This is a genomic window from Halocatena marina (assembly GCF_023276375.1).
GTDB classification, from domain to species: Archaea; Halobacteriota; Halobacteria; order Halobacteriales; family Haloarculaceae; genus Halocatena; species Halocatena marina.
Window position 1 is genome coordinate 2,682,430 of record NZ_JALLPK010000001.1, and the last position, 25,049, is coordinate 2,707,478.

Below are 25,049 nucleotides of genomic sequence, written 5' to 3' on the forward strand. Positions count from 1 at the left end.
TCGCCGGAACAGTGTCTTGATGAGTATATTTGACACGACATCCGTGTAGCTTTATGAATGCAGACCGAATAGTCGAACGATGACACGAGCAAGTGTCGTCGGAGCCGGAATGACGGCCTTCGGCGTTCACGAATCGACGCTGTCCGAGCTATTCGCAACAGCAGCGCTCGATGCGTACGATGACGCGGGCGTTGGTCCCGCAGACATCGACGCGTTTTACTTCGGGAACGCAATGGGTGGTCAAACCGAAAACGACACACACCTCGCCCCAAAGCTCGCCACGGAGGTGGGTATTGCCGGTGTTCCAGCACAGCGATTTGAGGACGCCTGTGCGACATCGGCGAGCGCGTTCAAGAACGCTGTACAAGCAGTCGACGCCGGTATTCACGACACAGTTCTCGTCGGCGGCGTCGAGCGATGTACCCCCGAAACAGGGAACGGAACCGGGGAGATGACCCGCATTTTCGCCTCTGCATCACATCGACAATACGAGCAACCAACCGGGCTGACGTTCCCCGGCGTGTTTGCCCTCATGACAAAACGGCACATGCACGTCTACGGGACAACAGAAGAGCAGTTGGCTCACGTCGCGGTGAAAAATCACAGAAACGGGACGTACAACCCACGAGCACACTTCGGCAGAGAAGCGACCGTCGAGGAGGTGCTCGATTCGCCGATCGTCGCCGACCCGTTCCGTCTCATGGACTGCTGTCCGTTTTCCGACGGGGCAGCAGCAGTCATTGTCACCAGTGACGATCTGGCCGACTCCTATGATGCACCAGTGGACGTCACTGGAGTGGGTCAAGCGACCGATCTCGTCCCATTGGGACTCAAATCGACGTTATACGCAACACAGGCCGCACGCGACGCCTCCGCGAAAGCCTACGAGCAGGCTGACATAACAGCTAACGACGTTGACTTTGCGGAAGTACACGACTGCTTTACCGGTGCGGAAGTGCTGGCAAGCGAGGCCATCGGCTTCTTCGAGGATGGAGAAGGAGGTCCAGCAGCCGCAGCCGGGAGAAGCGCGCTCGATGGCGATCGACCGATCAACCCGAGTGGCGGACTCAAGGCGAAAGGTCACCCGATCGGTGCGACCGGCACCGCCCAAATCGTCGAACTCACCGAACAACTCCGTGGTGATGTCGGTGAACGACAGATCGACGACGCGACGTGTGGACTCGCGCACAACCTCGGCGGAGACGCCGGAACAACTGTCATTTCCGTTATGGAGGTGCGCGGATGAGTCTCTCGTACAGCGAGTGGACAGAGGGACTTCGCACGGGTGCGCTCCTCGGAGTCTCGTGTTCTGATTGTACGACAACGTACGGGACGCCGGTTTCGGTCTGTCACGACTGCGGCGGTCGTTCGCTCCAATCGGTCGAACTGCCAGACGAAGGCATACTCCACTCGATAACACGAATTGCTGTTCCGCCAGTCGGCTTCGATGGTTCGTACTACGTTGGTATCGTCGAAGTGGAGAACGACCGCAACCGTGCCCGTCTTGCGGCACGGATCGAGAGCGACGAAGAACCCGAGATTGGAACGACAGTGGTGCTCACAGACGTTATTGAAGAAGACCCAAGCGGGTACGTAGCACCAGTGTTTGAAACGAGAGACGAACGCTAATCAGACGCCCATCCGGGCAAGCCATTTTTCGGCGTCGTCGAGTTCGCTATCGGTCGGGAGATTCTCTTTGCGTTCCCAGACGAGCGATGCGGTCTGTAGATCTTCTGCGTCAGCGACTGCATCGAAGAAATCCTTACCGCGCTCGTACTGCCGGCGTTTGCGACCGAGACCGAGCAAATGCCGCATGAGCTGCGTGAGCGGGTTCCCACCGCGACGACGCTCTTCGAGTTTCCTTCGGAGATCGTCATACTCGTCGTCGAACGTCCGGTCCATCAGCAGTTCAGCGTATCCCTCGACGGCCGTCATAGTGACGTCGACCTGTTTGAAATCAGCCCGGTCGAAACGCCCGGACGAGAGGTCGTCTACAACGTCTTCGAGACAGTCTTCGAGATGGTTAGCGAGCCACGGAGCACTCCCGAATTCAGCGGCGTGGGTGACTTCGTGAAACGCGATCCAGCGTCTGAACCGTGGCAGATCCACAGCCAGACGATCGGCAACGCGCTCGATGTTCGGGTTGACAAAGTACAATGCGTGGGCGTTACCCGTGTCAGGTGAGAGGAGAAGCGGATCGTACTGCCCAAGAACGTTGTTCGCAAGAAAGCTGATCGAAATCGCCATTGACCCCGTGTTGACTGACCGGACGACGCCTGGAAGAAACTCGACACCAGTATCTAGGTCGGCGAGAATACGCTCGAACGTCTCGATATTCGCATCGATCCAATGGTGCCGGTGTTGGACTTCGATCGTCTCCGGAAGGTCGAAATCGAGACCACCGACCGAACGGATCCGATCGCGGGCAGCACGAACGTCAGACTGATAGGACTCGACTTCGTCCGACGACAGATCGAGATCACCCGGAGCCGTCGCCGCTTTTGCAGACTCGGCCACCGCCGCCCAGTCAACTGGACCGGCACCTGACGCATCCGCGACGGCCCTGACAGCGCGGTAGAAATTCATGGTAGCTATACTAGACGAGAGCACTATGCAAAGGCCTTCCGACTACGCAAAAATGCTGGAAAATAATGTTCTGAGCGCTCAATAGAGCAACACAGTCATTGTGGGATAGAACGTCACCAGTGCCATCCTGCTGTACTCACGGAGGAGTCCGAGCACAGTTGAAGAACATTGGATGAAGACACGTGCCGGTCACACTTTGTTCTCGGCATCGATCAGAGAGATGCTGGTTCACGATTTATTGCTACTCGTGCTCCAAGACGTTCCGAGCAGTGACATATCGAGTGAAGCTTAAAGAGCGAGTGTGAGGGGAGTTGTCGTATGGAACTCATCAAAGCCACCGCTGAAGATCTTGATGCACTCGTCGACCGCTGGTACACGCTCGCACGCTCGATGGAGGCGTACGACGAACTGAACGAACTCGTCTATGCGGACGTTGACGAAGTTCCCGACGACGGCTTTCGGGACCATCTTGACGACGAGAACGTCACAGACTACCTCATCGTCAACGAGAGTGAGCCGATCGGCTTTGTCACACTCAGGAAGGGTCATCACGCATCTAGGCAGTACTCGCAGTATCTCCGCATCGTGAACCTCGCTATCGACGAAGGCTATCAGAGCCGGGGACACGGCACAGAAGTCGTCGAGCGTGTAAAAGCGATGGCTCGTGAGCAGGGGTGTGACCATCTCACGGTCTCCTGTGAGTGGGAGAACGAGAGTGCACGCCGATTCTACCGCGAGACGGGCTTCCAGCCAAAGCAGGTCGACTACGCACAGTCACTTGAGTAGGCATCGACAGAGTTGTTTCAATTTTTCCAGACAATATTAGATTGCAACCATTCAGTTAGCCGTTTACGAGAGCTCGTCTGTGGATGAATCGAGCGGGCCGATCAGACTAGTCGAATAGCGGTAAGTCGAAAATACAAGCGACAGATGAAAACCATCGGAGAATGAAGAGAGTCGATCAAGAATTCAGACGCTTGCTCCAGTCGGAGACGGTTCGGTGTTCTTCCATCGTCTCATGAGGACGGTCAGCACCACGAGAAAGGAGAGACCGATGATCGCTCGGATTCCGCCACGATCCTCACCCTCGCTGGAATCCGTTTCGGCATCCGTATCAATCACTAGTTCAGCATCTTCGTCATCGTCTTCATCTTCGTCTCCGTCCCCTCCGAACGTTCGCTTGAGGAGGACGATCAGAGCGAGCAGTGTGAGCAGGAGAACTCCGCCGAGTCCGGCGATGAGTTTCATGCTCGGGCCTGATGATTCTGTTTCAGTTGGTGCCCCATCGGACCGTGCGCGACCGCCAAACGGCGCGTTGAATGTCGAGTCGTCGATTTCCATCCTGAAAACAGTGATATCAACCATACCAATAGTTGGTGCGGTACGACTATAGAAATTTGCCTGCACATCGCACTGCTTGAAGAAAGTATCGTGGTGTTCATCTTCGTACGTCACGACGCTTTCGCATGAACGAGCGACAGCGGACGTTTCTCGATGATTTATTGCAGACTGCGTCTCCGTCTGGGTTCGAGCACGCTGGCCAGCGTGTTTGGGTGGAGTACGTCGAGCAGTTTGCAGACGATGTTCGGATGGACGCGTACGGAAATGCGGTTGCAGTCTATCAAGGAGGAGCCAGCAACGTAGAGATTGCGTTCGCTGGTCACGCTGACGAAATCGGATTCATGATCCGTGACATTACCGACGACGGATTCTTGAAGCTCACAAGTGTCGGTGGGTCGGATAAAACCGTTTCCAGAGGTCAACACGTCACTGTTCACGCCGATACGCCTGTCCATGGTGTCATCGGGCAGACGGCGATTCACCTGCGAGATTCTGACGAAGCGGCTGTCGCAGATATCAGCGAACAGCACGTCGATATTGGGGTTGACTCACGAGAGATGGCCGAGGAACTCGTCGAAATCGGCGACCCGATTACGTTTACAAATGAAACTGCTTCGTTGCAAGGAACGCGGCTGTCGGCTCGTGGGATGGACAACCGTATCGGTGTGTGGGCGGCCGCAGAAGGCCTGCGACGGGCAGCAGAGCGCAACGCAGACGCGACAATATACGCTGTTTCGACCGTACAAGAGGAAATCGGTCTGCAAGGCGCACAGATGGTCGGATTCGGACTGACACCAGATATGTTCATCGTCATTGACGTCACGCACGCGACTGACTCTCCTGGAATACCGGGGGAGAAGCACAACAGCGTCGAACTCGGGGAGGGACCTGTGATCGCCCGTGGAAGCGCGAACCATCCACAACTCGTCGATACCGTCAGACGCATCGCCGCAGGAGAGGGAATCGACGTGCAACTCCAAGCCGCCAGTAGCTCGACCGGTACGGACGCAGACGCCTTCTACACCTCCCGTAGCGGTGTTCCGTCGCTAAGTATCGGGCTGCCTAACCGGTATATGCATACCCCGGTCGAAGTCATCGACACTGACGATCTCGATGTGCTTGCAGATCTCCTTGGGATCGTTGGAGCCGAAGCAGATGGGTTCGAACTTCGACCATGAGTGGCAGATCACGATTGGTAGAACAACACACACCATCTCCTGATCGATCGTACCCGGTGCGCTTAAGACACAGGAACGAGGGAAAATGAATATGGCTGGCCGACCGCTTGATGTGCTGGAAGAATCACTCGGGACTGTGGTGACGATTAATCTGAAAGGTGGGGAAGTGTACACTGGTGAACTAGCCGGATACGACCAGCACATGAACCTCGTCATCGAAGAGGACGAAGACACAACCGTTATACGCGGTGATAACGTCGTTTCAATCAACCCATGACTGGAGCGGGAACCCCGAGCCAGGGAAAGAAGAATAAGACGACGCACGTGAAGTGTCGAAGATGTGGGAAGAAGTCGTACCACGTTAAGAAGAAAGTGTGTTCGGCGTGCGGGTTTGGAAAATCTGCCAAGCGTCGCGAGTACGCGTGGCAATCCAAGGCTGGCGAATAATGCACGAAAAATGCGGTGTTACCGGACTTTCACTTGTTGATCGGGACGCCGCTCGCCCAATTTATTACGCACTGTACGCTCTTCAGCATCGCGGTCAGGAATCGGCGGGGATCGTTACACACGATGGCTTTCAGCAGTACGATCACGTCGAGATGGGACTTGTTGGCGATGCTTTCACCGAGGAAGATCTCGATGGACTGCATGGAAGCGTTGGTATCGGACACGTTCGGTATCCGACGTCTGGAAGCGTCGACGCGTGCTGTGCACAGCCATTTTCAGTGTCGTTCAAGAGTGGATCACTCGGTCTCTCGCACAACGGCAATCTCATTAATGCAAACGAAGTTCGAGATGAGCTTGCCGGGCAAGGACACGCATTCACGTCCGATGGAGATACCGAAGTTATCGCACACGATCTCGCGCGGAATCTCTTAGACGGCGACCTCATCCACGCTGTTAAGAAGACGATGAACAGACTCCACGGATCGTACTCGCTGACGATTATGCACGATGATATCGTCGTTGGCGTCCGCGATCCGGAGGGGAATCGGCCACTCTGTCTCGGCAAGCTCGAAGATGGATACGTGCTGACGAGCGAAAGTTCCGCCATCGACACGCTTGATGGCGAACTAATCCGTGATGTTCGTCCTGGTGAACTGATCCGGCTCGAACCCGACGGGACGGGATACGAGTCGTACCAGCTCAGTGAGCGCGAGAACAGCGCCCACTGTTTCTTCGAACACGTCTATTTCGCCCGTCCTGATTCGGTCATTGATGGCACGTTGGTTTACGAGAGCCGTCGTGAACTGGGTCGTCAACTCTGGGAAGAATCCGGTGTCGAGACGGACGTCGTGATGCCTGTTCCGGACTCTGGCCGGGCGTTTGCGAGCGGATACGCTGAGGTCGCATCGGGTGTTGAATTCGCCGAAGGCCTGATGAAAAACCGCTATGTTGGCCGGACGTTCATCATGCCCACACAGGATGCTCGAGAGCAGGCAGTGCGCTTGAAACTCAATCCAATCAAAAGTACTGTCGAAGGAAAGACGGTTACGCTCATCGATGACAGTATCGTCCGTGGGACCACCTCGACGCAGCTGGTTGATCTCCTGCGAGGGGCTGGTGCCGAAGAGGTACACATGCGTATCGGTGCACCGCCGATTATCGCCCCCTGCTACATGGGGATCGATATGGCGAGCCGTTCGGAACTCATCGCGGCAAACCGGGATGTCGAAGAGATCCGCGAAGTGATCGGTGCAGATAGTCTCGCGTATCTCTCGATCGACGCCGTTGCGCAGGCACTCGATATCTCGAAGGACGATCTTTGTCTTGGCTGTGTCACGGGAGCGTATCCGTACGATATCCCTGACGAACCGACCGATCGGGACGTAACTCGTCCGGGAATCGGAGACGAATCGGTCCCAGCAGCCGATTGATCACAGAAGTATATTGTGATACTTCTGGAAAGAAAATCGTAGGGATTGACTTGAAACACCCAGAAAAATGATGTACGAGGGACGTTCATGGCCGACTGTGCCATTTACGCCCTTCCACTTTGGTCCCGGACTCTTGGTTGGCGTTCCGCTCAGACGACGCCTTGACCCCGTGACGTTTCTCGTTGCGAACGTGCTGGTTGACGTGCGAGCGACGCTCGTTTTCTTCAATATACGCTCTGGTCCATTACACGGGCCACTTCACACGTATCTTGGCGCCCTCGGACTCGCTGTTATTCTTACAGGGAGTGTTCTCGTGGTTACACAGAGGATTCCAAACACCACTCAGTGGACTGGATACCGGCCAGCATCGGTGACAGCCGTCGCGCTGGCAAGCGTCGCAGGAACGTGGCTCCACGTTACACTCGATGCGATCCTGTACTCCGACATGCAACCGCTCTATCCCGTCCTCGGAAATCCGCTGTACGGCCTTACAGGAACACTCACTATCTACGGCGCGTGTACGCTTGCACTCTTTCTCGGAGCGATTGCGAGCGTCCCACCCCTCTGGAGACGGTGGCGAGCGAGCAGTGCGTAACGCGATTGACTAATTCCCCTAAAGCGCCGACCGAGACAGCACGAAGCCGTAAGCCGAGCTATTGGTACTTGAAATCTCATCAGTCCCACAACGAATGAGAGAATTACGGCAAACATGTCCCTTGGAATGATTGAGACATCTTCCAAACCATACTTATATTGCCACTATTTACAGTGCATAAACATATTCTCAGATACACATATGATGTCGGAAATAAACTGTTGCGAAGTGAGGTCGTGGAGACCGAGGGTATGGAGAGCGCGCGAGGCCGGCGATAGCGAGGTCAACGGTTATACTAGTGACACAGCGACACAAAGTATGAAAATTTTACTTTGCCAATAATTATATTTGCGTTTTATTGTAACTAAATTGTGTGATTAATCGGTTTGTTCGACATGGATCTACAAGACTTATACCACAGTAGAAAGCTAACGAAGGTCATGGAGACCGGTCGGTCACAAGAACGAGTAACCTCGGCATTGAGCACACTCAACGCCGTGTATGACTCGTTTTCCGTCCACCAGACGTCGATGAGTGTTGACCGGGACACGTACGAACATGTTGCTCAACACTGTGAACGCGGTGTCATTGAGGCCGATGTCAAGGTCCGTCACGACAAAGGGGTTCTCGTTCTCGAAACAGACGGCGTCAGACGGATGCCTCACGGGCCTATTGAAGCCGGCGACGAATCGATCGAGGCTGGTGCCCGGCGTCTTGTGAAGGATCTCACCGGCGTCACGTGTGACATCATCGATCTCGCGAGCGCCAACATCGTTGGCATCCACGATACATCGGGTCCGGACCGGGAGCCGGTGTATCGTCTTTCTGCGCTGTTCGAGGCGATCTACAAGACTGGTGAACTCGACGAGTGTGCCACGTGGCACACAACGAAGCCTCCGTTAGTCACTCATTGTGAACGATAACTAGATGACGCCCGTTGCGATTGCGGCTTCTCGGGCTGCTGCTTCACTGACGCCGTTTCCGAGGATGGTGTACCGATCTCGAATTTCGTGAGCCGTCGTCATCGCTTCGAGTAGATCTTCGGTCGTGTGACCGAGCGCTTCGGCGGTGGTCGGTGCGCCGATGCTCGCAAGTGCGTCACGAACAGCGCGCCATTCCCCATCCTGGCCCGAGTGGAGGTACTCCGTGGTGATGCTTGCAACACCGACCTGATGTCCGTGCAGAGCCGTCTCGGGAGCGATGCGGTCGAGTTGATGGGAGATGAGATGCTCTGCGCCGCTCGCCGGACGCGAAGAGTCGGCAATACTCATCGCAACACCCGACGACACGAGCGCTTTCATCACGATCCATGCCGACTCTTCGAGACCCTTCTTGATCGAATCCGCATTTCCAACGAGCATCTCGGCGGTCATACGCGAAAGCGCGCCTGCGTATTCGGAGTATTCGACGTTCTTCAGTCGGTGAGCGAGCTGCCAGTCTCTGACAGCGGTGTGATTGCTGATGATGTCTGCACAGCCAGCAGTAATGAACCGCCACGGTGCACTGGCGATGATAGTCGTATCAGCGATCACCACCAGTGGAGGATCAGCGGCGACGCTGTGTCGTGTATCACCTTGTGGAATCGACCCACGACCGCTGACGATACCGTCGTGGCTCGCTGTCGTTGGAATTGAGACGAACCCGACACCGATATCATCAGCCGCCATTTTGGCGACATCGATGACAGTTCCTCCACCGACACCAAGAAGAAAATCGACCGATTCGGTCTCCGCCCGATCGATGACGCGCTCGACAGACGCGAATTTCGCTTCGTCGATGAGTTCTATCGGTGGATCGTATTCGAGCTGCTTTGCGATTCGCTCTGCTGCGATCGTTTTCGGCGTCGAGCTCGTCACAATGAGTGGCACACCGTCGAGATGAAGATCAGAGAGTGCTGTTGCCGTCTCCTCAATGACACCGTGACCGATAACGACGTTGCGCGGCAGGCGAATCCAAGCGCGCTTATCGAACATACAGACGCGAGTCCTTCAGCGGATATATACTGTCGGTTACGTGTTCACGAACGTACCGAGTCGGCAGCTGATACGGATCGCCAGTCCCATCATGGTTGTAGTATGACCGTCGCTGCTCACAGGCCGACAAACAAAGGGCGTATCAGACTCGATGATGTACGAATAGCAATCAAATGTCTCGTCGAGATCAGTACTACAACAAGGCGAAACAACAGGGCTACCGTTCGCGGGCCGCGTACAAGCTCAAGCAGCTCGATGATACAGCCAATCTCATCGACGAGCACGCCACGGTTGTCGACCTCGGGGCAGCCCCCGGAGGCTGGCTTCAGGTTGCACACGAGCTTGCCGGTGATGAGGGGACGGTCATCGGCGTTGATCGTCAGCGCATCAAGCCGATTGACGGATGTGAGACGATTAAGGGTGATATGACCGACGCGGAAACGAGAGAACGGCTACACGAGCGGATCGGAAAGGCAGACGTCGTCCTCTCGGATATGGCACCGAACATGTCTGGTGAGTACTCACTCGATCACGCCCGATCGATTCATCTCGCTCGACAGGCGTTCGAAACCGCCCTTGCTGTGCTCGCACCAGATGGCGCGTTTGTGGTGAAGGTGTTTGATGGACCAGATCTTTCGAAGTTCCGCTCGGACATCGAGGGCGAGTTCCAGTACGTCCGTGCCGTCCGACCAGACGCCTCTCGAGATGAATCCTCTGAGCTGTATCTCGTCGGAAAGGGACGGCTCACCGCACCGGTCCAGGTTGGCGACGAACTCGACGTTGAGATTGTCGACACCGGCCACGAAGGCGATGGTATCGCAAAAGTCGACGGATACACGCTCTTTGTTCCGGACACTGAAGTAGGCGAGACGGTCCGAACACGTATCGACGATGTGAAGCCAAACTTCGGCTTCGGAGAACGAATGGAGTGACCGACGCGCTGCATCAAACTCCGAACTCGATCCAGCTAGACGCATCCGATACAACCGAACAGCAACGGAGTTAAACGAGAATCCAACGTCAACAAAATAGGAAAGGAATTGCTATTAGATGATAGAAAATAAAACGCTAACATGTATAAATTACAGTCGTGATTGACGACAAATATGTACTGGTTTCGAAACAATATTGAAAGATAGTTTTGGAACGCCGAGTGATGTCGGTTGCAATGTTACTTCGACATATTCCGTTTGCCAGAGGCTCCAATCTCAGGGCGGTTCGACCGTACAAATCCCACGACAGCGTAGACGATCGGAGTATCGAGGATAGCGATGAGCAGTTTTAGCAAATATTGTCCGACGATGAGTTGGACGATGACAGCTGTCGGGAGGACCGAACCGGTGCCGAGGAACTGCGGTGCGAGCACGAACGCAATTCCAACGAAAATAACCGTGTCTATCAGCTGACTTGTGGCGGTCGAGCCGATGTTTCGCAACCAGAGTTGTGCGCCGTCGGTCGCTTCACGCAGCCGGTGGAAGATTATGACATCCCAATTCTGACTGACGAGATAGGCAATGAGACTTCCGAGGATGATGCTTGTGCTTGCACCGAGCACGCCTTTGAACGTCTCAGGATCGACAGCACTGCTCTGGGCCGCAGGTGCCCAGATCGTGCTCCAGACGAGCGCAAGCAGAACAAAGTTCATGAGAAAGCCAATGTTGACCATCACCTGCGCTGAACGCTTTCCGTAGAGCTCCGTGACGCAGTCTGAGGCGAAGAACGTGAGCGTGTAGGCGAGCGCTGCGCCGGGCACGACGACCTCGTTAGCGATGAGTGGAACTGACACTGGTAGCGTAAACGCCAGCAGCTTCGAGGCTGTCAGCTGTGCGGTCACCAACGCGGTGATGAACAACGCAATCAGCGCGAGTGCGGGGACTGGTATGACGCGATCCTGCCATCCATCGCTCTCGTATCTACTCATCGTCCTGTAACCTCCCGTGGCGCTCGTCGATCTCATCGAGCACATCGAGCGTCTTTCTGATCGATCCTCGGATGGCGTCACTCCGATTAACGAACTTTCCATTTTCACCGACGTGTTCGTCGAGATCGTCGAGCAACTCCTGTGGGATCTCCACGCTTATCTTGGGCATACTCGAATATTATCGTTCGAGTACGTGTGTTCGTCGGTTCGGACTATCTGAGTCATGAGACGGACCAGAAACCATTGCACAGGCGCTGGACCAACGCTACTGTGGGTTCTGAATCGCGCTTTACCCATCGAGCCCCCGAGAAGATACAACGAGTGCGCTTCAGAGAATCTGTACCGACGACCGCTCTGCTCTGTTCACGTATCGGTGTCGGATTCATCCAGCGCGTGCCACGACAGCCGTGGGTTTCTGGCCGCGCTTGCTTGATCGATCTGCCGCGCTGTGGTGCGCTGTGGTGCACTCTCGACCGTCTCCTCGCTTTCTGCTGCCACGGCGTTGAACGCGTGAGCAAGCTGGTCGAGCGTCCGCTGGTTCTCGATTTCGGTCGGTTCTGTCATCAGCGCTTCGTCCACGGCTTCGGGCCACTTCGTTGTCGGCGGGTGGACACCGTGATCGAGCATACGCTTTGCGACAGAGGCGGCGTCCATATCCGCGCTGGCGACGAATTCGTGGTGGAATGGATCGAACGGGATGTCGTATTCGATCTGGCTTGCGAGGTAGTTCGCGTTCAGCACGGCCTTTGCGCTCGCATCGGTCAGGCCAGCATCTCCGAGTCGGGCAATGTAGGCGTAGGTCTTGACGAGCACGAGCCAGTTGCCCTGATAACCGTGGACTCGCCCGATCGTGCGTTCGGGTGAAAACAGTTCGAACCCATCATCTGTCTGCTCGACACGCGGTTCGGGCAGAAATTCTTCGAGTTCGTCGACGACGCCGACGGGACCTGCGCCGGGACCACCACCACCGTGGGGCGTTGCAAACGTCTTGTGGACGTTATAGTGCATGACGTCAAAGCCCATGTCGCCTGGACGGGCACGTCCGAGTAGCGCGTTTAGGTTCGCACCGTCGTAGTAGAGCAACCCACCAGCGTCGTGGACGATGTCGGCGATTTCTGTGATGTCACGCTCGAACAGTCCGAGCGTGTTCGGGTTCGTAAGCATGAGCGCAGCGGTGTCATCGCTCACAGCAGCCGACAGCGCATCCAGATCGACGCGGCCGTCTTCGGCACTAGGGAGACTCACCACGTCGTAGCCCGCTAACGCCGCGGTTGCGAAGTTCGTGCCGTGGGCGCTGTCCGGAACGAGGACCTCGTTTCTGTCGTTTCCGTGTGCCTCGTGGTATGCTTTGGCGACGAGGATACCAGTGAACTCACCCGCCGCACCGGCCGGTGGTTGGAGCGTGACGGCGTCCATCCCGCCGATTCGTTCGAGATACTCCTGCAGTCGGTACATGAGTTCGAGCGTCCCCTGTACGCTATCGGAGGATCGGTCGGGGTGAACGGCTCCGGCAGGGAGTGCAGCCACGTCCTCGGTGAACGACGGATTGTACTTCATCGTACAGGAGCCGAGCGGAAACGGACCATTTTCGATCCCATAGTTCATTTCAGAGAGCCGGGTGTAGTGTCGTGCGAGCTCTGGCTCGGAGAGAGCGGGGAGTGAGAGCGACTCACGCGTAAGGTCCGCTGGGAGTTCGGACTCGGTGGACTCGACAGCAACGTCCTCCGATCGCTTCTCCGTGAGGAGTGGCTCATAGCAGTCGTCTCCGTTCGTCCAGCGTGCTTGGTCGTACTTCATGCGATTACCTCCAGTGTCTCAACGAATTCATCGCGCGCAGCGGCGTTCGTTTCGGTCGTACACACCTGTAGCATGTGGTCATCGATGGCGTGGACAGCGAAGCCGTGTTTTTCGAGCGCTGCTGTAATCTCAGCTGCCTTCCGGTCAGTCCGAACGACGAACTCGCGGAAGTGGTGGCGGTCGTGAATCGGGGCGTCGATGCCGTCGATCGCGTCCAACCGCGCAGCTAGCTCTCTCGCGCTCCGGACACAGTCGTTTGCGAGATCGAGTAAGCCGTCGGGACCGAGCGATGCGACACACATCGCGGTTCGGAGCGCGACCCACGCTTGGTTCGTACAGATGTTACTCGTCGCACGCTCTCGACGGATGTGCTGTTCGCGGGTCTGTAGTGTGAGAGTGTACGCGCGCCGTTCCGTCGCGTCCTCGCTCACTCCAACGAGTCGGCCAGGGACCTGACGCAAAAACGCCTCGCGGCAGGCGAACAGACCGAGACCCATCCCGTAGCTCATCGGAAGTCCGAGCGATCCCGCTTCTCCGACAACGACATCGACGCCAACGCTCGCTGGTTCCTGCAACAGCGCGAGCGCGACGATGTCGGAGCCAAGGCAGAATAATGCGTCGTGCGCGTGCGCGAGGTCCCCAATTTCTTCGAGATGCTCCTCTATTGTGCCCCGAACGGTCGGAGTTTCGGCGTACAACAACGCTATGTCCTCGTTCATCCGTTGTTCGAGGGTGTTTAGATCGACGTTTCCGTCGTCCATCGGGTAGGACTCGACCGTCAGGTCGGTGCCAGCAACGTAGTTTTCGAGGACAGCACGACGGTTATGGTGGAGGAGTTCGGGCACCAGCACCGTCTTTCCCGTGGTCTGTCGAACTCGGTCGGCGAGTGTCGCCGCCTCACCGAGCGCGGTGGCTGCGTCGTACATCGAGCAGTTTGCTACGGGGAGACCAGTCAGCTCGACGAGCATCGACTGATACTCGAATAATGCCTGCAAGAACCCTTGCGCGACTTCGGGTTGATACTGGGTGTAGCTCGTGAGGAACTCAGACCGATCTGCGAGATGATCGACCCACGACGGCACGTAGTGGTCGTAGTGGCCTCGGCCGAGAAACTCCGTCAGATCGGCATTCCTATCGAGTAGTGCATCGGTCTCGGCGATCACAGACTGTTCTGACTGTTGGGGAATGTCGAATTCGCCCTCAAACAGTACCTCCTCCGGGATGTCGAACAAGTCCTCTTCGCTGTCTGCCCCGATGGCATCGAGCATGAATGCCGTTTCATCAGGCGTATGCGGCGCGAAGGGACTGCCAGTGTCGTTATTGCTCATGGTAAACGTAGATCGGTGGTCGTCCACGGCACAGCTAGTGGGAAAAATTTGCGAGCGCGAGCATATCAGACCCGCGATTCAGCCGTCCGATCTTGCAACACACTTTTCGATAAGATCCGTGCTGAATTGTTGTGGTTGTTCGTCTGGATAGTACCGCAGTCTCTGATCGTATCAGCATCTCTCGCCTGAACAGGTCTGTCTCTTTTAGTGAGCTACGTTGCTGGGTACTCTGTATCCTGTCTTTGATGCCTCGAACGGTGTCCATCGAAGACGTTTGCCCCAGTCAGCTCTATCTCAGCAGCGCGAAGGTGGGTGCTGTCATCGAATGGTTCGATTTCGATCATCCAGATCCGATTGTGCTTCCGGTACGTGACTACGACGGTGACCCGTATCTGACTGATGGTCACACGCGTGCATTCGTCGCCTCTCTTGCGGGAAACGAGAAACTACGAGTGACGCGAGATGAGACCTCTTTCGAACGAACCGACCTACAAGTCTATCACGAGTGTCTCAGTTGGTGTTCGAGCGCGGGGATCACGACCATCAGTGATCTCGCCGGGCGGGTCCTGAGTCCGAAAGCGTACGAGAAGCAGTGGATCGAACGCTGTCATCGAGTGGCCGAACAATTCGAGTGAGAATTCACAATGTTGTGAGCAACAGTCGAAGGAGGATCGACAGCGGAACATCATGGAGGTCGGGAACGTTAATACACGTGCAAGTGGTTATTACAACCATGTTCGATGAGGAGGATTTACACGAAATTCGAGCGTCTCACGAGGAATGGCAAGCGGAAACCCTCGATCCGGCGCTCGATGCTCACGGCGAACGCAGGGATCGGTTCGCTACGGTGTCGAACCACGAAGTAGATCGCCTGTATACCCCTGCGGATATCTCCAATCTCGATTATGAGGACGATCTCGGATACCCCGGCGAGCCACCGTACACCCGTGGACCGTATCCGACGATGTACCGAGGGCGCACGTGGACGATGCGTCAGTTCGCCGGATTCGGCACTGCAGAGGAGACCAACGAGCGCTTTCACTACCTCATTGAGGAAGGACAGACCGGACTCTCGACTGCGTTCGACATGCCGAGCCTGATGGGGATCGACTCGGACGATCCGATGAGCCAAGGAGAGGTCGGCAAAGAGGGTGTTGCGGTCGATACGCTTCGGGATATGGAGATCCTCTTCGACGGTATCGACCTCGATACTGTCTCGACATCGTTTACGATCAACCCGAGTGCGATCGTCATCTACGCGATGTATCTCGCGCTGGCAGACCAACAGGGAGTTCCGCGCGAACAGGTCCGTGGGACGCTCCAGAACGATATGCTGAAGGAGTTCATCGCACAGAAAGAGTGGGTCATCCCACCGAAGCCGAGTGTCGACATCGTCACGGATGTGGTCGAATACGCGACCGAGAACACGCCGAAATTCTACCCGGTTTCAGTCTCGGGCTATCATATCCGCGAAGCTGGTTCGACGGCCGCACAGGAACTCGCGTTCACGCTCGCGGACGGCTTTGCGTACGTTGAAGCTGCTCTCGAACGGGGATTGGACGTAGACAGCGTTGCGCCACAGCTCTCGTTCTTTTTCAACTCGCACAACTCTGTGTTCGAAGAGGTTGCAAAGTTCCGCGCCGCTCGGCGCATCTACGAGCGTGTGATGACAGAGCGCTACGGAGCCGAAAGCGGTGCCGCCCGGCGACTGAAGTTCCACACCCAGACAGCTGGGCAGTCACTGACGGCCCAACAGCCGCTCAACAACATCATCCGAGTGACGCTGCAGGCGGCGGCAGCCGTTATGGGTGGCACACAGAGTCTTCACACCAACAGCTACGACGAGGCGCTTGCACTACCGAGCGAGGAGGCAGTCCGCGTCGCACTGCGCACACAACAGATCATTGCTGATGAATCCGGATTGGCTGATATCGTCGATCCGCTTGGTGGAAGCTACGCCATCGAGACGCTCACTGATGAGATGGAATCTGAGGTGATGTCCTACATCGATGAGATCGAAGAGATGGGCGACGGATCGATCCACGACGGCGTCCTCCGAGGCATCGACGAGGGCTATTTCCACCGCGAGATTCAGGACTCGGCCTACGAGTACCAAGAACGCGTCGATGCAGAGGAAGAGACCGTCGTCGGCGTCAACAAGCACACTATGGAAGAAGATACGAGACCGGAACTTCTCCACGTCGGCGAAAAATCCGCGACACGACAGATCGAACGACTCGAACAAGTGAAAGAACAACGCGATGACGAAGCCGTCGCAGAGACACTCACAGCACTCGAAGAAGCGATCCTCGCTGGTAAAAACACTGTCCCGTACGTCATCGACGCCGTGAAAGCCTACGCCACAATGGGCGAAATAATGCAGGTCTACGAAGCAGAACACGGGAGCTATACCGAGACGATTAGCGTAACCTGAGATAGCCCACCACAGAAGCAGTGAGTGGGCCGACACACTGCAACCGACACAAGCAGTCAGGGAGTCGTTCGGACTGGTACAGAACGACGCTATCGTTCGAATGGTAGGCCTCAGATATGAGGAAAGTGTTGGACAGTAATAAAATCTCTTTTAATTAATTATGTATTATAACTTGTATGTTGTGAGATTTTATACACATTTACTGTAATAAAACTATATAATAGTTTATTGTCGTTAATGCTATGTGGTGGGTGTTCATATGACCTAGCGAGATGAGCAACGAGGAACAAGAACTGGAAGCTCGATTAGCTGATCAGGAATATTTCCGGCCCTCACCCGAGTTCGTCGGGCAGGCGAACGTGAGTGATCCAGCAATCTACGATCGATTCGATGATTTTCCGGCGGGTTTCGAAGAATACGCCGAATTATTGGACTGGGACAAACGCTGGGATGAGGTGTTAGACGCGAGCAACCCCCCGTTTTATGAGTGGTTCGTCGGCGGGGAGTTGAATGCCTCGTACAACTGCGTCGATCGACATCTCGACGAGCGCAAGAATCAAGCGGCACTGCGTTGGGAGGGCGAAGACGGCACACAGCGCACGCTCACCTACCAAGATCTCTACCGAGAGGTCAACGAGATGGCGGCCGCCTTACAATCAATCGGTGTTGAAGAAGACGACATCGTGACGATCCACCTTCCCATGGTGCCCGCCTTGCCGATCACGATGCTAGCGTGTGCTCGTCTTGGCGCCCCCCATTCGGTGGTGTTCGCGGGCTTTTCGGCCAGCGCGCTAGCCGAGCGAGTGCGTGATGCCGACTCCGAGTACATCATCACGATCGACGGCTACTACCGCCGAGACGAGTTGCTCGATCACATCCAGAAAACCGATCAGGCGCTCACAGAGGTCGAACACGACCCACAGGTACTGGCGTGGACCCGCCACGACGACGCTCGTCACGAGATCGACGAGGAGTATACGATGGTCGACGACTTACTGGCCGAGCACCGTCGTGAGGAGGTCGAGCCAGTCTCACGGGCGGCTGAGGATCCGCTGTTCTTGATGTACACCTCAGGGACGACAGGCAAGCCCAAGGGCTGTCAGCACCGGACAGGAGGATATCTCGCGTACGTGACGGGAACTTCGAAATACGTCGAGGATATCAAGCCTGAGGACACCTACTGGTGTTCGGCGGATATCGGCTGGATTACTGGGCACTCGTATATCGTGTATGGGCCGCTCGCGCTCGGAACGACGTCGCTCATGTACGAGGGTGCGCCGGATCATCCACACAAGGGACGCATCTGGGAGATCGCAGAGCGCTACGACGTGGATATCTTCCACACCTCTCCCACTGCCGTGCGGATGTTCATGAAATGGGGCGAAGAGTATCCCGAAGAGTACGACTTTGACTTCCGGCATATGACGACAGTTGGTGAACCGATCCAGCCCGAGGCGTGGCTGTGGTATTACACCCACATTGGCGATGAAAGCGCGGTGATCGTCGACACGTGGTGGCAGACCGAAACAGGCGGACACCTGATCACGAACCTCCCTGCGCTCCAAGACATGAAGCCCGGGAGTGCAGGTGTGCCTGCTCCAGGAATCGCTCCCGCACTCTACAACGATGCGGGCGAATCTCTCGAATCAGCGAACGGTCAAGCGGGTAATCTCGTGATCGAGAACCCATGGCCGGGAATGCTCCAGACGGTCTACGGTGACGACGAGCGATTCATCAATACCTACTGGGCGGACTTTTCGGAGACAGACTCTGATGACTGGCACGATTGGACGTACAAGGCAGGCGACGGCGCGGTCCACGCCCAAGATGGTTACTTCCGGGTGCTCGGGCGGTTAGATGACGTGATGAACGTGGCGGGGCACCGGCTGGGAACGATGGAGCTCGAATCAGCAGTCGCAGAAGTCGAAGCCGTGGCCGAGGCAGCGGTAGCCGCACGCGAGCACGCCGAGAAAGGGGAAGTTCCGGACGTCTACGTCACGCTGCGCGAAGGTCAGGAAGAAAGCGAGGAGGTACGCGAGGCGATCGTCGGGGCGATCGAAACGGAAATCGGACCATTCGCGCGACCGGCGAACGTGCTGTTTGTCGCTGATTTGCCCAAGACTCGATCGGGGAAGATCATGCGCCGGCTGCTTGAGGACATCTCGAACGAGGAGGAACTGGGCGATACGACGACGCTACGCGATCCCAGCGTCCCCGAACAGATCCGCGAACAGATCCAAGCAGGCTGAAACGTACCAGTAAATCCTGACAGTTCCACAGTTCGCTTCCGTTTCTCGTTTTATTGCTCGTGTTCGTTATTCCTGCTTGATCGTGAGATGAGATTCGACGTGAACGGACGGTCAGTCGTTTCCTTATTCTCGACCGGCGATCAAGACTGGTCGGTTGGTGTTGAGAATGATCGCTTCAGCACCGATTCGCATCTGCATTTTTCCGGCGAGTGAGCGATGCCGTCCGCCGATACAAATGAGATCCGCATCCTCACGCTCGGCGGTATCGAGAATCGCGTTTGCGGGTGTTCGATCAGTTGCGAGCAGTGACACATCGACCCCGTGATCAATGAGATAGTCGTGGACATCGCTGATGGAAGGAATTGATAGAAGGTCCACATCGTCGTCAGCGTGGACGATCGTGGCAGAGATGGATTCGCCTGGTAGATCGGAGACCGCTTTGGCTTTCGCACGAGCCTGCGCATCGTCAGTTGCGATTCCCATGACGACGTGATACATCACCTCAAATTCAGTTCCGATGGTATTTACGAATTATCGTCGACCGGTTCAGCGTATCGGTTCGAGACGAAGATCATCAACAGGAAGATCGAACCGAGTAGCGTTGCGATCGTGAGTGCACCGTATACGGCCATCCCGATCGCCGTTGGCGGGAGCTGAATCACACCGAATAGCTCCGGGTCAAGTCCCTCGATTCCGAAGCTACCGATGGTGAATCCAGCCATGGCAGCGATGCCGACGATCGTGACATATAGATACATCACAAACTTCCGACCGCCAAGCTCAGGAACGTTTTGGCTCACAGTTCTTATTACGAATAGTGGTACGATTAGCCTTTTGCCCTGCGATGACAACGCCCGGAGTATGGGTGAAAAAGAACTCCTCCTGCTCGTTCTGGTTGGCATCGCTATGCTCATGTTCGTTACTGGAATCATCCTCGTTTCGAACCTCGTGTATTGACCGCTACACCGATTGAGAGCCAACTCAAAGCAATACCGGGAGATAGATGTAACATCTGACTACCGGCTTCTGGCACGATGTGAAGCTCCGTTATTCTGAATACATCAGCTGGGACAGGACCAGCATATAAACGAATACGAGAGGAGAGAAGAAAGAAGAGAGAAAGTTACGAGCGGCGGACAACGCCACCGCAAAATGTCGCTTCGATGGTGGTCGGTCTTACGATTCAGTCTTCGTCTGCTTCAGTGCCGCCGTCGGTTTTGACTGTATTCGTCTCGTCTCCACCGTCGGTGACGGCAGTCTGGAGGCGGCGTGCGTGCCACTCGAATTCGGGGGATGTCATACCGTACTCTCGAAGGTTCCACGGATCTTCACCGACGACAGGCCCTTCGTACCACGAGACGACGAAATTCCACAGCCAGACGATCGTTCCGATCGCCATGAGGAACGCCCCGAAGGTAGCAATCTGATGGAGATTCTCGGTGAGGATCGAGAATGGAGTACCATCTGAGAGCACGTACGTCGCGTATCGGCGAGGCATGCCCTCATAGCCCAACAGCAACATTGCAAAGAACGTGATGTTGGATCCGAGCATCCACAGTCCGAAGTGCCACCGTGCGAGTGTCCGCTGGTACATCCGACCAGTGAAGATCGGATACCAGTAGTACATGGCAGCGAAGCCAGCGAAGGCGATCGCACCCATGACGATGTAGTGGAAGTGACCGACGACGTAGTACGTATCGTGAAGGATGAGATCAACGGGAATGGCCGAGAGGAAAATCCCGGTCACACCACCGATAATGAAGTTCGAGACGAAACCGATACAGAACAGCATCGGTGCGGTCAATCGAAGGTCTCCGTTCCACATCGTCGTGATCCAGTTGAACGTCTTCACCGCACTCGGGATCGCAATGGCGAGTGAAACCGCCATGAAGCTCAGCCGGATACGTGGATCGATACCGGTCGTGAACATGTGGTGTGCCCACACGCCAAACGACAGCACACCGATCGCCAACGTGGAGTAGACGACGAATTTGAAGCCGAATAGCTTCCGCCCCGAGAATTTCGGGATGATGAGGCTCACGACCCCCATCGGCGGCAACACGAGAATGTACACTTCGGGGTGCCCGAAGAACCAGAACAGGTGCTGCCAGAGAAGCGAGCCGCCTCCGTCGACCGCGAAGAACGTGGTTCCAAAGTTCCGATCCAGCAGCAGCATGATCAATGCGCTCCCGAGGAGCGGGAACGAAAACAGGATCAGCCCTGACTGGGTAAGGATCGTCCACGAGAAAATATCGAGGTTCGCCCAATTGATATTTTTCCCACGTTCAGTGAAGATGGTAACGATGAAATTAACTGCACCCATCGTCGCCGAAACGCCTGTTAAGTGGAGGCCGAGGAGGAAGAGATCCACACCGGGATTGACCTGCTGAGCCGAGAGCGGTGTGTACATCGTCCAACTCGTTTGGGATGCTTGAATGGCACCACCGGTTGCGGGATCAAGGAAGAAGCCCGCCCAGATGAGCACTGCACCCGGTGGAAGCAGCCAGAATGCAATGGCGTTGATCCGTGGAAACGCCATGTCGTCTGCGCCGATGAGCAACGGAATGAAATAGTTCGCAAGCGCCGCGATAATCGGCGTCCCGAACAGGAACAGCATCGTGATTCCGTGGCTCGTCATCAACGCATTATACAGGTTCTCTCCACCGAGTCCGGCGAGTAGATCCATCTCCGGTGTCGAGAGCTCTGCGCGCATCAGGAATGCTGCCATTCCACCCCACACAAAGGAGATGACGGCGTATACGCCGTAGAGCATTCCAATGTCTTTGTGATCGACCGTCGTCAACCAACGAATAAGGCCGGACGGCTTTTCTTCAGAAATATACCCCGTCTCGTCACTGACGGCGGTGCCTCCGCTGGTAAGTGGCGTGTACGACCGCCAGTCCTCCATGCGAGAGAGGACCATTGCCACACCAGCGAGAAATATCCCCATCAAAACAGTCAGCGCGAGCTGTGCTGAGAGGTCCATATCCACCCTTCAGCACCGGTGGATTAGAAAGGTTATGTTCTGACTTCACGAGTACAGTGTTTTACAATCGCTGCACTCCCGGCGAATAGTGTTGTACAAAACAGCTCCCGATTGAGCACGCAGATCGACCGTTCGCAAGTGATAAATGTGTGCCCATCGCTAAACCGCAGCCATAACAGAGACATAGTCATGTTATGACATCATATTACACTCTGTGATATTGCACCATGCGGTGCTACGGCGTTACGTTACAGATTCTCGAGTTTTTCTTCGTCTTTGGCGATGGCCTTTCCGGAGTAGTAGGTGAGTACTGCCAATCCGATAAAGGGAATGACGAGCAGACTCATTTGGATCGTCGTCACGACTGGGTCGAACTTGAACACCGGGAGGACTGCGAACAAGACGACGAAAAACACGATGATTCCAAGCGGGATGATATTGACCGCGAGATCAAGCATCGTTTCCCGGTCGAAAACACTCGATTCCATGACAACGGATGAGAGTGGAAGCGTAAATAGGCTATCGATTCGCGTTACAGTGTCTCGACATCCGGCTCGACAAACTGTGCGAGTTGGCTCACCACGATAGCGATAACGCCGGCGACGACGATGGAGAGGCCACGAATGGCGATGCCGTTCGGTCGGGCACTGAACAACTCTGATAACACCGACGAGAGCGCAGCGACGCTCGCGCTGGGTACCTGTGTTGCAACGAGTATGCCACCGAGTACGATGAGAACGAGACCCAATCCACCGAGAATACCCCACGCTTGTTCGGTGTAGCCTGCCTCCGTGACAATTCCAGCGATACTTCCCGAAAACAGGAGTAATCCCCCGACCGACAGTGGAATAATTCCTAAAAGAATGCCGAGTTCGGAGATGACAAGCCCAAGTGCGACGAACAGGGGCCACGGACTCGACATCCGATACTGGTCACTCAATCCCGGTTGGTCGTCCATAGCACGGTTACGAAATACACCCTCAAAGGAGCGTCGGATCGACGGTTGTCGTTCGAGCTGCAAGTATCAGGCGAACGTCCGGCTGATCTCGTTGTTCTCGCTTTCCTCGTCGTTGATCTTCTCCCACGCGTTATCGAAGTCCTCACGACGAACGGTGTCGCGGTCGTCTCTGATAGCGAACATCCCGGCCTCGGTACAGATCGCTTTGATATCTGCACCACTTGCAGACCCGGTATCGGTAGCCAGCTGCTCGAAATCAACGTCGTCATCGACGTTCATCGAACGAGTGTGGATCTGGAAGATCGCTTCTCGGCCTTCCTGCTCTGGTTTCGGGACCTCGATAAGACGGTCGAACCGTCCGGGTCGGAGGATAGCGCGGTCGAGCATGTCGAATCGGTTGGTGGCCGCGATGATGCTGATCTGTCCCCGGTCGTCAAAGCCGTCCATCTCGGAGAGCAACTGCATCATGGTGCGCTGAACTTCGGCATCGCCCGACGTTTTCGAGTCGGTCCGTTTCGAAGCGATCGCGTCGATCTCGTCGATGAAGATGACAGCTGGTTCGTGCTGGCGAGAGAGTTCAAAGAGGTCGCGCACGAGCTTTGCACCCTCTCCGATAAACTTGTGAACGAGTTCCGAGCCAGCCATTTTGATGAACGTCGCGTCGGTCTGGTTGGCAACCGCCTTTGCAAGCATCGTCTTCCCTGTCCCCGGGGGTCCGTAGAGCAACACGCCCGACGGCGGATCGATACCGACAGCATCGAATCGATCCGGGTTGGTAAGCGGCATCTCGACGGTTTCGCGCACTTCCTCGACTTGCTCGTCGATGCCACCGATGTTCTGGTACGTCACGTCCGGGTCGTGTTCAACTTGCATTACGCGCGCACGAACGTCGGTCTCTGCGTCGAGAACGCTGACGATCGAAAGAGAGTTGTTGACCGCGACACGCGCGTCGGGTTCGAGCTGATCGCGCATCTCGTCAGTAACCTCGGTGAGCGCCTCCTGATTGTTTCCGTGCTGTTTTATGATAATGCCCTCATTAGAAATTTCCTGTACCGTAGCAACGAACAGCGGCGATTGCTTGAGCTTCTTGTTCTCGTGTGTCAATCGCTCGAGCTTTTGCTGATACTTGTTATTTTCCGCGTTCGCATCGAGGAGCTTATCTCGCATCTCTTCGTTTTGTCCCTCGAGAATCTCCAGTCGTTCTTGAAGGGACTCAATTTTCTCCTGTTGTGACGCGTCGGGATCATATGGCCAATCGACGTCGTCAACGATGTCGGTCATCCAGCGACGACTAGCGCTCGTATTCATAAGAGGCTTCGGGTCGGTTCAATTCAACGTGTACGTATTCTGGCTTTCTGTCCCCGAACAGAGCTGATCTCGACTGAATACGTTCGTACACAGCGCCGTAAGCTATCTATATCACCCAGAAATCAAATTACCAAAGGTAATTTTAGAATGGAAAATATTACATTGTTGCATTATAAATAGGAGATATGCCCACGGCAGAGGAGAGCGGCGGAGAACAACACAGTGAGGAAGCCCTCCGAGACTGTCCACCGAGCGCAAAACTGGTCGCAAAGGTACTCGAATACGATGGTCCACTGACCCAACAAGAGCTGGCCGAACAGACGCTGTTACCGACACGAACGGTGCGGTATGCAGTCTCTCGCCTAGACGAAGTTGGTGTCGTTCAATCTCGGTTTTCGTTTACCGACGCCAGAAAGCGGGTGTACCAGCTCACGCCAGAGTGACAATTTTGCTCGATCGGGTCGGCGTGCCCGTCGATCACTTTCGGGACGCTCGCACAATCGATTTAGGTATTGGAG

27 protein-coding genes are annotated in these 25,049 nt (G+C 55.7%); 14 read left to right on the top strand and 13 right to left on the bottom strand.

The features are described from left to right. The first annotated feature begins 79 nt into the window (after positions 1-79). Positions 80-1,246 carry a thiolase C-terminal domain-containing protein gene (locus MW898_RS12395; protein WP_248907713.1) on the top strand — a complete coding sequence of 389 codons (1,167 nt, stop codon included), beginning with the start codon at positions 80-82 and terminating at the stop codon, positions 1,244-1,246. Then, positions 1,243-1,629, top strand: coding sequence for a Zn-ribbon domain-containing OB-fold protein (locus MW898_RS12400; RefSeq protein WP_248907715.1), 387 nt, complete (start codon positions 1,243-1,245; stop codon positions 1,627-1,629). The genes MW898_RS12395 and MW898_RS12400 overlap by 4 nt, the downstream gene beginning before the upstream one ends. On the opposite strand, the gene MW898_RS12405 is transcribed toward MW898_RS12400, so the two are convergent. After that, positions 1,630-2,586, bottom strand: a complete 957-nt coding sequence (locus MW898_RS12405; protein WP_248907717.1) for an Rv3626c family coenzyme F420 biosynthesis-associated protein — start codon at positions 2,584-2,586, stop codon at positions 1,630-1,632. A gap of 318 nt (positions 2,587-2,904) precedes the next feature. On the opposite strand from MW898_RS12405, the gene MW898_RS12410 reads away from it, so the two are divergent. Beyond that, entirely contained in the window at positions 2,905-3,372 is a 468-nt protein-coding gene (locus MW898_RS12410) for a GNAT family N-acetyltransferase (RefSeq protein WP_248907720.1), read from the top strand. Between the two features lie 183 nt (positions 3,373-3,555). On the opposite strand, the gene MW898_RS12415 is transcribed toward MW898_RS12410, so the two are convergent. Further along, complete coding sequence (locus MW898_RS12415) at positions 3,556-3,951, bottom strand: hypothetical protein (protein ID WP_248907722.1); 396 nt, start codon at positions 3,949-3,951, stop codon at positions 3,556-3,558. A 101-nt stretch (positions 3,952-4,052) separates the two neighbouring features. Between MW898_RS12415 and MW898_RS12420 the strand changes: the two genes are divergently transcribed. The 6 genes from MW898_RS12420 to MW898_RS12445 all read left to right on the top strand — a co-directional run bounded on the left by MW898_RS12420 (position 4,053) and on the right by MW898_RS12445 (position 8,500). Further along, positions 4,053-5,105 carry a M20/M25/M40 family metallo-hydrolase gene (locus MW898_RS12420; protein ID WP_248907723.1) on the top strand — a complete coding sequence of 351 codons (1,053 nt, stop codon included), beginning with the start codon at positions 4,053-4,055 and terminating at the stop codon, positions 5,103-5,105. A gap of 91 nt (positions 5,106-5,196) precedes the next feature. After that, entirely contained in the window at positions 5,197-5,382 is a 186-nt protein-coding gene (locus tag MW898_RS12425; protein WP_248907725.1) for an LSM domain-containing protein, read from the top strand. Then, positions 5,379-5,552 carry a 50S ribosomal protein L37e gene (locus MW898_RS12430; RefSeq protein ID WP_248907727.1) on the top strand — a complete coding sequence of 58 codons (174 nt, stop codon included), beginning with the start codon at positions 5,379-5,381 and terminating at the stop codon, positions 5,550-5,552. The genes MW898_RS12425 and MW898_RS12430 overlap by 4 nt, the downstream gene beginning before the upstream one ends. Beyond that, positions 5,552-6,982, top strand: coding sequence for an amidophosphoribosyltransferase (purF, locus tag MW898_RS12435; RefSeq protein WP_248907729.1), 1,431 nt, complete (start codon positions 5,552-5,554; stop codon positions 6,980-6,982). Before MW898_RS12430 ends, purF begins: the two co-directional genes overlap by 1 nt. Before the next feature lie 97 nt (positions 6,983-7,079). Continuing rightward, positions 7,080-7,577: a hypothetical protein gene (locus MW898_RS12440; RefSeq protein ID WP_248907737.1), complete on the top strand. Its 498-nt coding sequence runs from the start codon at positions 7,080-7,082 to the stop codon at positions 7,575-7,577. A 440-nt stretch (positions 7,578-8,017) separates the two neighbouring features. Then, a complete protein-coding gene (locus MW898_RS12445; RefSeq protein WP_248907745.1) occupies positions 8,018-8,500 on the top strand; it encodes a hypothetical protein in 483 nt (160 codons plus the stop codon). On the opposite strand, the gene MW898_RS12450 is transcribed toward MW898_RS12445, so the two are convergent. After that, positions 8,501-9,550 carry an NAD(P)-dependent glycerol-1-phosphate dehydrogenase gene (locus tag MW898_RS12450; protein ID WP_248907753.1) on the bottom strand — a complete coding sequence of 350 codons (1,050 nt, stop codon included), beginning with the start codon at positions 9,548-9,550 and terminating at the stop codon, positions 8,501-8,503. A gap of 173 nt (positions 9,551-9,723) precedes the next feature. Here MW898_RS12450 and MW898_RS12455 point away from each other — a divergent pair, with 173 nt between their 5' ends. Next, the gene (locus MW898_RS12455) at positions 9,724-10,482 is read left to right on the top strand and encodes a 23S rRNA (uridine(2552)-2'-O)-methyltransferase (protein ID WP_248907755.1); all 759 of its coding nucleotides are present in this window, start codon (positions 9,724-9,726) and stop codon (positions 10,480-10,482) included. A 239-nt stretch (positions 10,483-10,721) separates the two neighbouring features. Here MW898_RS12455 and MW898_RS12460 read toward each other — a convergent pair whose 3' ends face one another. The 4 genes from MW898_RS12460 to gcvPA all read right to left on the bottom strand — a co-directional run bounded on the left by MW898_RS12460 (position 10,722) and on the right by gcvPA (position 14,596). Then, positions 10,722-11,471, bottom strand: a complete 750-nt coding sequence (locus tag MW898_RS12460) for a queuosine precursor transporter (RefSeq protein ID WP_248907757.1) — start codon at positions 11,469-11,471, stop codon at positions 10,722-10,724. Continuing rightward, positions 11,464-11,640: a ribbon-helix-helix domain-containing protein gene (locus MW898_RS12465; protein ID WP_248907759.1), complete on the bottom strand. Its 177-nt coding sequence runs from the start codon at positions 11,638-11,640 to the stop codon at positions 11,464-11,466. Before MW898_RS12465 ends, MW898_RS12460 begins: the two co-directional genes overlap by 8 nt. 194 nt (positions 11,641-11,834) lie before the next feature. Next, the gene (gene gcvPB, locus MW898_RS12470) at positions 11,835-13,268 is read right to left on the bottom strand and encodes an aminomethyl-transferring glycine dehydrogenase subunit GcvPB (protein ID WP_248907761.1); all 1,434 of its coding nucleotides are present in this window, start codon (positions 13,266-13,268) and stop codon (positions 11,835-11,837) included. Then, positions 13,265-14,596: an aminomethyl-transferring glycine dehydrogenase subunit GcvPA gene (gene gcvPA / locus MW898_RS12475; RefSeq protein WP_248907763.1), complete on the bottom strand. Its 1,332-nt coding sequence runs from the start codon at positions 14,594-14,596 to the stop codon at positions 13,265-13,267. Before gcvPA ends, gcvPB begins: the two co-directional genes overlap by 4 nt. A 245-nt stretch (positions 14,597-14,841) precedes the next feature. Between gcvPA and MW898_RS12480 the strand changes: the two genes are divergently transcribed. The 3 genes from MW898_RS12480 (at position 14,842) to acs (ending at position 19,279) form a co-directional block, all read left to right on the top strand. Beyond that, the gene (locus MW898_RS12480) at positions 14,842-15,231 is read left to right on the top strand and encodes a hypothetical protein (protein ID WP_248907765.1); all 390 of its coding nucleotides are present in this window, start codon (positions 14,842-14,844) and stop codon (positions 15,229-15,231) included. A 98-nt stretch (positions 15,232-15,329) separates the two neighbouring features. Then, entirely contained in the window at positions 15,330-17,030 is a 1,701-nt protein-coding gene (locus MW898_RS12485) for an acyl-CoA mutase large subunit family protein (protein ID WP_248907767.1), read from the top strand. Positions 17,031-17,302: 272 nt separating this feature from the next. Beyond that, positions 17,303-19,279, top strand: a complete 1,977-nt coding sequence (acs, locus tag MW898_RS12490; RefSeq protein WP_248907769.1) for an acetate--CoA ligase — start codon at positions 17,303-17,305, stop codon at positions 19,277-19,279. Positions 19,280-19,402: 123 nt separating this feature from the next. Here acs and MW898_RS12495 read toward each other — a convergent pair whose 3' ends face one another. From MW898_RS12495 to pan1, 6 genes are all read right to left on the bottom strand, one after another. Continuing rightward, positions 19,403-19,777 carry a universal stress protein gene (locus MW898_RS12495; protein ID WP_248907770.1) on the bottom strand — a complete coding sequence of 125 codons (375 nt, stop codon included), beginning with the start codon at positions 19,775-19,777 and terminating at the stop codon, positions 19,403-19,405. A gap of 26 nt (positions 19,778-19,803) precedes the next feature. Beyond that, complete coding sequence (locus MW898_RS12500; RefSeq protein ID WP_248907772.1) at positions 19,804-20,079, bottom strand: DUF7520 family protein; 276 nt, start codon at positions 20,077-20,079, stop codon at positions 19,804-19,806. A gap of 383 nt (positions 20,080-20,462) precedes the next feature. After that, complete coding sequence (locus tag MW898_RS12505) at positions 20,463-22,265, bottom strand: cbb3-type cytochrome c oxidase subunit I (RefSeq protein ID WP_368409078.1); 1,803 nt, start codon at positions 22,263-22,265, stop codon at positions 20,463-20,465. A 248-nt stretch (positions 22,266-22,513) separates the two neighbouring features. Then, a complete protein-coding gene (locus tag MW898_RS12510; protein ID WP_248907773.1) occupies positions 22,514-22,753 on the bottom strand; it encodes a DUF6684 family protein in 240 nt (79 codons plus the stop codon). Positions 22,754-22,797: 44 nt separating this feature from the next. Next, positions 22,798-23,223, bottom strand: a complete 426-nt coding sequence (locus tag MW898_RS12515) for a DUF7541 family protein (protein ID WP_248907775.1) — start codon at positions 23,221-23,223, stop codon at positions 22,798-22,800. Between the two features lie 66 nt (positions 23,224-23,289). Beyond that, positions 23,290-24,504, bottom strand: a complete 1,215-nt coding sequence (gene pan1, locus MW898_RS12520; RefSeq protein WP_248907777.1) for a proteasome-activating nucleotidase Pan1 — start codon at positions 24,502-24,504, stop codon at positions 23,290-23,292. Positions 24,505-24,716: 212 nt separating this feature from the next. Between pan1 and MW898_RS12525 the strand changes: the two genes are divergently transcribed. Then, on the top strand, positions 24,717-24,974 hold the full coding sequence (locus MW898_RS12525) for a winged helix-turn-helix domain-containing protein (protein WP_248907779.1): 258 nt from the start codon (positions 24,717-24,719) through the stop codon (positions 24,972-24,974). Positions 24,975-25,049 lie beyond the last annotated feature (75 nt).

Bases quoted from the DNA above. Each gene is read 5' to 3' on its own strand.
- MW898_RS12395 (WP_248907713.1), top strand. From the start codon at position 80: ATGACACGAGCAAGTGTCGTCGGAGCCGGAATGACGGCCTTCGGCGTT.
- MW898_RS12400 (WP_248907715.1), top strand. From the start codon at position 1,243: ATGAGTCTCTCGTACAGCGAGTGGACAGAGGGACTTCGCACGGGTGCG.
- MW898_RS12405 (WP_248907717.1), bottom strand. From the start codon at position 2,586: ATGAATTTCTACCGCGCTGTCAGGGCCGTCGCGGATGCGTCAGGTGCC.
- MW898_RS12410 (WP_248907720.1), top strand. From the start codon at position 2,905: ATGGAACTCATCAAAGCCACCGCTGAAGATCTTGATGCACTCGTCGAC.
- MW898_RS12415 (WP_248907722.1), bottom strand. From the start codon at position 3,951: ATGGTTGATATCACTGTTTTCAGGATGGAAATCGACGACTCGACATTC.
- MW898_RS12420 (WP_248907723.1), top strand. From the start codon at position 4,053: ATGAACGAGCGACAGCGGACGTTTCTCGATGATTTATTGCAGACTGCG.
- MW898_RS12425 (WP_248907725.1), top strand. From the start codon at position 5,197: ATGGCTGGCCGACCGCTTGATGTGCTGGAAGAATCACTCGGGACTGTG.
- MW898_RS12430 (WP_248907727.1), top strand. From the start codon at position 5,379: ATGACTGGAGCGGGAACCCCGAGCCAGGGAAAGAAGAATAAGACGACG.
- purF (WP_248907729.1), top strand. From the start codon at position 5,552: ATGCACGAAAAATGCGGTGTTACCGGACTTTCACTTGTTGATCGGGAC.
- MW898_RS12445 (WP_248907745.1), top strand. From the start codon at position 8,018: ATGGAGACCGGTCGGTCACAAGAACGAGTAACCTCGGCATTGAGCACA.
- MW898_RS12450 (WP_248907753.1), bottom strand. From the start codon at position 9,550: ATGTTCGATAAGCGCGCTTGGATTCGCCTGCCGCGCAACGTCGTTATC.
- MW898_RS12455 (WP_248907755.1), top strand. From the start codon at position 9,724: ATGTCTCGTCGAGATCAGTACTACAACAAGGCGAAACAACAGGGCTAC.
- MW898_RS12460 (WP_248907757.1), bottom strand. From the start codon at position 11,471: ATGAGTAGATACGAGAGCGATGGATGGCAGGATCGCGTCATACCAGTC.
- MW898_RS12465 (WP_248907759.1), bottom strand. From the start codon at position 11,640: ATGCCCAAGATAAGCGTGGAGATCCCACAGGAGTTGCTCGACGATCTC.
- gcvPB (WP_248907761.1), bottom strand. From the start codon at position 13,268: ATGAAGTACGACCAAGCACGCTGGACGAACGGAGACGACTGCTATGAG.
- gcvPA (WP_248907763.1), bottom strand. From the start codon at position 14,596: ATGAGCAATAACGACACTGGCAGTCCCTTCGCGCCGCATACGCCTGAT.
- MW898_RS12480 (WP_248907765.1), top strand. From the start codon at position 14,842: ATGCCTCGAACGGTGTCCATCGAAGACGTTTGCCCCAGTCAGCTCTAT.
- MW898_RS12485 (WP_248907767.1), top strand. From the start codon at position 15,330: ATGTTCGATGAGGAGGATTTACACGAAATTCGAGCGTCTCACGAGGAA.
- acs (WP_248907769.1), top strand. From the start codon at position 17,303: ATGAGCAACGAGGAACAAGAACTGGAAGCTCGATTAGCTGATCAGGAA.
- MW898_RS12495 (WP_248907770.1), bottom strand. From the start codon at position 19,777: ATGTATCACGTCGTCATGGGAATCGCAACTGACGATGCGCAGGCTCGT.
- MW898_RS12505 (WP_368409078.1), bottom strand. From the start codon at position 22,265: ATGGACCTCTCAGCACAGCTCGCGCTGACTGTTTTGATGGGGATATTT.
- MW898_RS12510 (WP_248907773.1), bottom strand. From the start codon at position 22,753: ATGGAATCGAGTGTTTTCGACCGGGAAACGATGCTTGATCTCGCGGTC.
- MW898_RS12515 (WP_248907775.1), bottom strand. From the start codon at position 23,223: ATGGACGACCAACCGGGATTGAGTGACCAGTATCGGATGTCGAGTCCG.
- pan1 (WP_248907777.1), bottom strand. From the start codon at position 24,504: ATGACCGACATCGTTGACGACGTCGATTGGCCATATGATCCCGACGCG.
- MW898_RS12525 (WP_248907779.1), top strand. From the start codon at position 24,717: ATGCCCACGGCAGAGGAGAGCGGCGGAGAACAACACAGTGAGGAAGCC.